At 45.3% G+C, this 232-nt stretch carries 1 pseudogene; it reads right to left on the reverse strand.

Going from position 1 to position 232, the window contains the following annotated elements:
* Positions 1-232 (reverse strand): annotated as a pseudogene (locus AC6UDF_RS07475) (LPXTG cell wall anchor domain-containing protein); the annotation flags it as partial.

Genomic DNA, 232 nt, shown 5'->3' on the forward strand with positions numbered 1-232 from the left:
GTGCTAGTTGATTCACTGGCACTCGTGCTTGCCGAATGATTTGTACTCATTGAAGTGCTCATCGAGCCACTAGCGCTTGTCGATAAGCTATCGCTGGTGGATTGACTGCTACTCAATGAAGCACTGGCACTCGTACTTGCGGAATGATTGTCATTCATTGAAGTACTGATTGAACCACTCGTGCTGGTACTTAGTGAGTCACTTGCACTAGTAGAAATACTATCACTAGTAC

Source organism: Fructilactobacillus sp. X2R6C1 (assembly GCF_059901295.1).